The sequence below is a fragment of the Pseudomonas sp. KCJK8993 genome (genome assembly GCF_046230915.1).
Lineage (GTDB): Bacteria > Pseudomonadota > Gammaproteobacteria > Pseudomonadales > Pseudomonadaceae > Aquipseudomonas > Aquipseudomonas piscis.
In genome coordinates, this window is the sequence record NZ_JBJJLO010000031.1 from 51,194 (window position 1) to 57,766 (window position 6,573).

8 protein-coding genes and 1 tRNA gene are annotated in these 6,573 nt (G+C 64.9%); 3 read left to right on the top strand and 6 right to left on the bottom strand.

Translation table 11 applies throughout. The annotated features are described in order from the left end of the window. Positions 1-33: 33 nt before the first annotated feature. Positions 34-930 carry an alpha/beta fold hydrolase gene (locus ACK6AU_RS12770; RefSeq protein WP_409299518.1) on the bottom strand — a complete coding sequence of 299 codons (897 nt, stop codon included), beginning with the start codon at positions 928-930 and terminating at the stop codon, positions 34-36. Between the two features lie 43 nt (positions 931-973). After that, the gene (locus ACK6AU_RS12775; RefSeq protein WP_185698700.1) at positions 974-1,771 is read right to left on the bottom strand and encodes a crotonase/enoyl-CoA hydratase family protein; all 798 of its coding nucleotides are present in this window, start codon (positions 1,769-1,771) and stop codon (positions 974-976) included. Positions 1,772-1,939: 168 nt separating this feature from the next. Between ACK6AU_RS12775 and ACK6AU_RS12780 the strand changes: the two genes are divergently transcribed. Next, positions 1,940-2,506, top strand: a complete 567-nt coding sequence (locus ACK6AU_RS12780; RefSeq protein ID WP_409299519.1) for a TetR/AcrR family transcriptional regulator — start codon at positions 1,940-1,942, stop codon at positions 2,504-2,506. Positions 2,507-2,550: 44 nt separating this feature from the next. On the opposite strand, the gene ACK6AU_RS12785 is transcribed toward ACK6AU_RS12780, so the two are convergent. Further along, complete coding sequence (locus tag ACK6AU_RS12785; protein ID WP_022644122.1) at positions 2,551-3,006, bottom strand: hypothetical protein; 456 nt, start codon at positions 3,004-3,006, stop codon at positions 2,551-2,553. A 146-nt stretch (positions 3,007-3,152) separates the two neighbouring features. Between ACK6AU_RS12785 and ACK6AU_RS12790 the strand changes: the two genes are divergently transcribed. Beyond that, entirely contained in the window at positions 3,153-3,452 is a 300-nt protein-coding gene (locus ACK6AU_RS12790) for a MafI family immunity protein (RefSeq protein WP_409299520.1), read from the top strand. Between the two features lie 10 nt (positions 3,453-3,462). Here ACK6AU_RS12790 and ACK6AU_RS12795 read toward each other — a convergent pair whose 3' ends face one another. Continuing rightward, complete coding sequence (locus ACK6AU_RS12795; protein ID WP_409299521.1) at positions 3,463-4,668, bottom strand: MFS transporter; 1,206 nt, start codon at positions 4,666-4,668, stop codon at positions 3,463-3,465. A gap of 120 nt (positions 4,669-4,788) precedes the next feature. Between ACK6AU_RS12795 and ACK6AU_RS12800 the strand changes: the two genes are divergently transcribed. After that, a complete protein-coding gene (locus tag ACK6AU_RS12800; protein ID WP_185698703.1) occupies positions 4,789-5,697 on the top strand; it encodes a LysR family transcriptional regulator in 909 nt (302 codons plus the stop codon). Between the two features lie 17 nt (positions 5,698-5,714). On the opposite strand, the gene ACK6AU_RS12805 is transcribed toward ACK6AU_RS12800, so the two are convergent. Continuing rightward, positions 5,715-5,789 (bottom strand) — tRNA-Gln (locus ACK6AU_RS12805). A gap of 169 nt (positions 5,790-5,958) precedes the next feature. After that, a partial coding sequence (locus tag ACK6AU_RS12810) for a hypothetical protein (RefSeq protein ID WP_409299522.1) occupies positions 5,959-6,573 on the bottom strand: 615 nt, incomplete at its 5' end.

The window sequence follows — 6,573 nt, forward strand, 5'->3', positions numbered from 1 at the left end:
GGCGATCGTCGATCGCCCCTTTTTTTGTCCGGATCAGCTCGGCAGCGGGGTGGGCTGGTCCAGCAGCCAGTCGAGGATGTCGTCCCACAGGGGCTGGGCATCGTCGCGGAAATAGCCCATATGACCATAGGGGCGGGCGCCGGCTGGCGGCTTCAGGTCGAGCCGGGTCATGGGGGCGTTGCAGTAGCCCTTGGCGAAGGCATCCAGCGAGCGCGGCGGGGCCCAGGGATCGTCCACCGAGGTGGCGAACAGGCAGGGCGTGCGTACGCTGGCGTAGAGTTCGGCCAGATGGGCCATCTGCGGGTCGTCGAAGTAGTAGTGCGGGTATTCGCACCAGCGCTTGAGGTCGCGGTAGACCCCCAGCGGCAGGTCCTCGCCCATGCCCAGGAGGCTCCAGGCCATGTAGCCCTTGTACGCCACCAGCGGTGGCAGGACGAGCTTCCATAGCAGGCGCATTTTCAGAGCCTCGCGCCAGTGCATCCAGCCGCTCCAGCCGGCGCCGCTACCCAGGCTGTAGCAGGCACTGACGGCCTGGTGGTTGGGCAGCAGGCCGAAGGCGTGGCCGCCGAAGGAGTGCCCGACCCAGTACAAGGGCAGCGCGTCGTGGCGCAGCAGTTCCACGGCTGCGGCCAGGTCCTGGTAGGCCCAGTCCAGGAAGGACATGGCAAACCCCTTGAGGCTCCCGAAGCGGGATTGGCCGATGCCCCGGTAGTCCAGGGTCAGCACGTTGAAACCGCGGCGCGCGGCATGTTCGGCGAAGCGCCGGTAGAAGCGCTGCTGGACACCGGCGGCGCTGGCCAGGAGCAGGTTGCCCCTGGCAGTGCCGATGGCCGGGTAGCGCAGGGCGCCCAGGCGATAGCCATCGGTGGCCACCAGGGTCAACGGCTCGCTACTGGCGGACGGCTGATCGGTACGGACTGCAATGTTCAACGCAGGCATCCTTGGGCAGGGGTTCGGGAGCGGGCAGGGTGGTTCAACGGCCGAGGAACACGGGCTGGCGTTTTTGTAGCATGGCCATCACTCCCTCGCGAGCATCCTCGCTGCGCACCTGCTGCATGAGCTGCGGGTTGAGCTGGGCCAGGGCCGCCTCTTCTCCCTGCTCCAGGGCGAGGAAGGCCGACTGCAAGGTCGCCCTGACTGCCAACGGCGCCGCCTTGGCGATGCGCTCGGCGTAGTCGATGGCTCGGGCCAGCAGTTGTTCAGGGGCCACTACCTCGACCAGCAGGCCCATGTCCAGGGCCGTGGCCGCGTCGAACTCCTCGCCGGTGAGCATGTAGCGCATGGCCCGGGTCCAGCCGGCCACCCGGGGAAAGCGCAGTGTGGCGCCACCGGCCGGGGAGATGCCGCGCAGCACTTCCAGCTGGGCGAAGCGTGCATTGCTGGCGGCGATGGCGATATCGGCATTGAGCAGCAACTCGATGCCGGCGGTCCAGCAGGCGCCCTGTACCGCAATCACCACCGGTTTGCTGCGCCGTGGCCCGATCACGCCCCAGGGATCGATGCCGTCTTCGGGGTAGGCGATGCCGCCACTGGCCAGCTTCGGCGTCAACTCCATCAGGTCCAGCCCGGCGGTGAAATGCTCGCCGTGGGCGAACAGCACCGCGCAACGCAGTTGTTCATCGCGCTCGTATTCGCCCAGGGCCCGGGACAGGTCCTCGAGCATGGCGCTGTCGAAAGCGTTGCGCTTGGTGGCCCGGTCCAGGCCGATCAACAACACCTGGCCCCGTTGCTCCCGGGTGACCCGGCCCGCTGTGCTAGTGGCTTGGTTCATCTTGGCGTTCTCCTGAAATGCGTTGTTCGTTGAATGAGCGAGCGCCTGGCGAGTTATTGACCAAGCGTTCGGTTATTGAAACTAAACAAACATTTGGTAACCGTCAAATTGAGGCAGGGCCGCTTATACCTTAGAATCACTGGCCGTGATCCCGCCCAGGAATGAGCCATGCGCCCCCCGAAGATTTCCCGCGACGAACTGCTCCAGCGCTGCGCCAGCACCTTCAAGCGCCTGGGGTATCACGGCACGACCATGGATACCCTGGCCGCCGCTTGTGGCCTGACCAAGGCCTCGTTCTATCACCATTACCCGAACAAGGAATCGCTGTTGCGCGATGTGCTGGAACAGACCCATCAGGTCATCGCCGGGAGCTTGTTCGCCGTGGCTTTCGATGAGCAACTCACCCCGAGCCAGCGCTTGGAAAAGATCGGGCGCAAGTCCATGAAGCTGTTCCAGGACGGGGCCATCGGTTGCCTGATGGGGGTGATCGCGGTGGATGCGAGCTATGGCAAGAGCGAGCTGATGCAGCCGATCCGGGCCTTTCTCGATGATTGGGCCAAGGCCTTGGCCCAGCTGTTCGTTGCCCGGTACGAACCGGAGCAGGCGCTGGCCATGGGAAGGCAGCTGGTGGCGGACTACGAAGGGGCGATCTTGCTCGCGCGGATCTATGGTGAGCCGGCCTATATCGAACAGGTGACCCGGCGGGCCCTGGCGAGCCTCGACGAGGGCCTGTAGCCGCGGCGGCTGCGCACGGGCGTACAGCCGCCACAGGCCGGGGATCAGGGAACCGTGGCGATCATGCAGCCCATGTAGCCGGCCTCGTGGTAGATGACCCAGGTCTTGTTGGCCGTGGCAAAGTCCCGCAGACCGTGCTTGGCCACGTCGCTGTAGCCCAGGGCCACTGCCCAGCGGGCTTCCACCGGTTCGGTGTACTTGGTCAGTTTGGTGATGTCCTTGCGAGTTTCGGCCAGCAGCCGGTTACCGGCATTGGTGGCGCTCTCGACCTTCAGCTCGATGGCGTAGTCTTCGACGCCCTGGCGCGCCAGGACATCCAGGCGCAGGTCCTGGTTGGGCTTCGGATAGGGCACTTCCCGGGCAGCGCTCAGGTGGGCCGCGCGCAACAGCATCAGGAATTCCACCTGGAACCACACTTCCCAGGCGGCTCCGGTACTGATGGCCGCTTCGATGCGGGCGTGGTCGTTGAGGATCAACTGGCTCAATTGGGTGTTTTTCATGGGGCATCGCTCTTTGCAGGGGAGATGCACAGAGGAACGGGATGCAGCAGGGGTTGTGAAGGTTTGGCGGCGTGACGGGGGCCGGTTGGCAAATCCCGCGGACGGTACCCGACAAGCGATTTCCAGAAAACGAGGAGTGTATGAGCATGCCTGTATCGATCGATCCTTGGCGAACCGACTTGATCCAGGTACTGGACGAGGCGTCGTTGCTCATGGCCCAGGCCTACCAGCAGTTGGGTGGCCGGGTGCCGCCGGAACATGCATTGGCCCAGGCGGGGCTGGAGCACGGACGGGAGATCGTCCTTGACTACCTGGAACATAACGAGGCCGGCCTGGCTTTCGAGCATCTGCGGTACATGATCGAGGAGCCGCCCCTGGCCTTGTCCGAGGCGGCCCAGTGCGCGTTGCTGCGTATTGCCCGGTACCTGGGCCAGGCACCTGCCTGAGCGCTGCCCTTCAGTCCGCAGGCCTGGCTTGCGCCTGTCCGAGGTTGGCGGCGCCCAGGCAGTAGAACAGCCCGCCGCCGACGACGAACAGGCCCAGCATCCAGAAGATCGCCTGGGGTGGCTGGCTGGCCAGGACCAGGCCGCAGAGCATCGGCCCCAGGGCGCCGCCGAGGTTGGACAGGTTCTGTGCGCCGTAGTACAGCCCGCGCAGGTGCTCGGGGGCGATGCAGTCGATGAACATGTACTCGGCAGGGAAGACGATGATTTCGCCCAAGGTGAACACGGCCATGGCCAGTACCCACAGCGCCAGGCTGCTGGCCATGGCGAAGCCGCCGATGCCCAGCAGGAACAGGCCCAGACCCGTGGCCAGCCACAGGTTCAGGTGCTGGCGCAGGATGCGTCGGCCAATGGCGTACTGCAGGCAGATCACCAGCAGCGCGTTGGTGGCCACCAGGGTGCTGATGGTGGTGTAGGCAACCTCAGCCGAGGTGGTGATCACCAGGTACTGCGACAGGTAGGCCGAGAACTGGCCGAAGACCACGGCGCTGAGCAGGCCGCCCAGGGTGAAGCAGACCAGGCGGTAGTCCGCCAGCAATTGCCTGCCCAGGGCCAGGAACGCCAGGGGGGCCTCGGCGGGTTCAGTGACGAGCGGGACTCGCTCGCCCCGGACGAGGTACAGGCAGAAGAACCCGCCACCCAAGGCTGCGGACAGCACGAAGGGCAGGCTGATATCCAGCTTGGCCAGCCCGGCGCCGAGGAACGGGCCGATCGCGTAACCGATGTTGGTCAGGGTGTACTTGATGGAGAATCCCGTGCTGCGCTGGTTTTCCGGGAGCTGCCGGGCCAGGCCGGCCTTGATGGCGATATCGAACACCGCGTAGGCCAGGTTGATCGCCAGCAGGCACAGGTAGAACGACCAGAGGCTGCGAGCGGCGAAGCTACCGACGAAGCCCAGGGTGAACACCGCGCAGCAGTACAGGACCAACCGATGGTTGGCCATCCTGTCCACCAGGAAACCGCCATAGAGGCTCAACACCGATCCGATGATCAGGCTGCTGCCCAGCACCAGGCCGATTTCGGCGACATCCAGCTGGAAGCTGCCTGCCAGGTAAATCACCAGGTAGGGCAGGGTCACCGCCCGGGCGAGGGTCAGCAGCAGGGTACCGGCCAACAACAGGTTGAGGGCCGCCGGATAGTGTTTCAGGATGCGCAGCATCTGTGCCTCTTGCAGTGATACCGATGGAGGGCTGATCAGCTTACTGGGGAATCTGGTTCTGTTTTATGATGCTTTTTATCGACTGAGGTGAATCAGATTCATTAATAGACAGGATGCCGAATGTTTTCCTCCGAACGCTTGAAGGGTATCGACGTGTTTGTCTGCGTGGCCGACTGCGGCAGCTTCAAGGCGGCCGGCGAACGCTTGAACCTCACGGCGTCGGCCATCAGCAAGGCCGTCGCCCGCTTGGAAGCGCGGCTGCAGGCGCGATTGTTCCGGCGTACCACCCGCAGCCTGGCCCTGACCGATGCCGGCCTGGCGTTCTACCGCACTTGCAGTGGCGTGCTGGCCGAACTGGAAGAGGCCGAGCTCGAGTTGCAGGCGCAACGGCATGAGCTGCGCGGCAAGCTGCGCATCGACCTGCCGGGGGCATTCGGCCGGGCCCGGGTCCTGGGGCCGATTCTCGAATTTGCCCGGGAGCATCCGCAGTTGCAGCCCCATGTGACCTTCTCCGAGCATCTGGCCAATCCCATCGAGGCCGGGGTCGATATCGCCGTGCGCCTGGGTGGCCCCGACCTGTGGCCGGCGGAGCTTGGGCATCGGCACCTGGGAACCGAGCAATACCTGTTCTGTGCCGCCCCGGGTTACCTGGCGCAACGTGGCGAACCAGCGGTCATCGCCGACCTGGAGCGGCACCAGTGCATCGCCTATGGCTGGGCGGATGGGCGCGTGCATCCCTGGAGCTTCGCCACCGGCGAGCCGGGGCAGATCGAGCGCCGGTCGGTTGCCGCCAGTTGCGTGGTGGGTGCGGGGGAGGGCTTGCTGATGGCGGTGCTGGGCGGCTATGGCATCGCCCACCTGCCGTCGTGGCTGGTCAAGCGCCAACTGCAGGATGGCAGCCTGGTGGAAGTCTTGCCGCATTTGGCGACCCGGGGGCAGACGATCAACCTGCTATGGATGAAGAGCCGGCAGGGATTGCCCAAGGTCAACGCGATGCTGGAGTTCCTGGCGCGAAGCCTGGAGGAATGAACAACGAGGAAGAAAAATGGCAGGGGCGGCTGGATTCGAACCAACGCATGGCAGGATCAAAACCTGCTGCCTTACCGCTTGGCGACGCCCCTGTAGCTGTTGCGACGTTACTTGCTTGAAGTGCCGGTCCGGGGAGGACCGCTGCAAGAACGGGCGCAAATCTAACAACTCACCGGCGGTTTGGGAAGCCCCCAGCGCAAAAAAAATCGGTTTGAAAACAGCTGCTTAGTCCAGTACGGGAGTTTTTTCCCCGCTTGACACTCAATCGACGAGGTAGGCGTCCTGGGTGTCCTGCAGCGGCCGGGCGTGTTCCAGGGCCCGGCGAATGGCAATGAGCTCCGCGCCCGCGAGCACTCGCCGGCCAAATTCATAAATATTCCCGCCAGGGCCAAGGTGCACCGATAACAACCCGCTGACCTGGTCACCGATGATCTCCAGGATCATCTCCAGCATGCCTTCGTTGCCATTGGCGGCGCTCAGGCAGGTCAGTCCGCCGACGTCGGCGCGCCCGCAGCCATGGGCTTCATCCCAGCTCAGGCAAGCGCCCTGCGGCCTGCCGATGCGCGGCAGGCTCCAGGCCTGCTGGTCCAGCGGCTGGGCCTTGAGGGCCGCCAGCAGCGGGGTGCGGGCCAGGACCTGCAAGGCAAAGCGCTGCCGGCCCCGATGCAGGTCATGCATCGGCTGGCCGGGTGACTGCCGCGGCCCGCTGACCCTGGCCCGCAGCAAATGGCTGTGGGCCAGTTCCGAAGGTTGTTCGCTCCAGCCGTTGATATCGCTCACGGGTGGGTGCCAGATCAACTGCAGGGTCTCACCGACCATCAGCCGATCCTCCGGTTCGAAGAACGCCGAGATGCCCTGGCCCACTTGCGGCAGCAG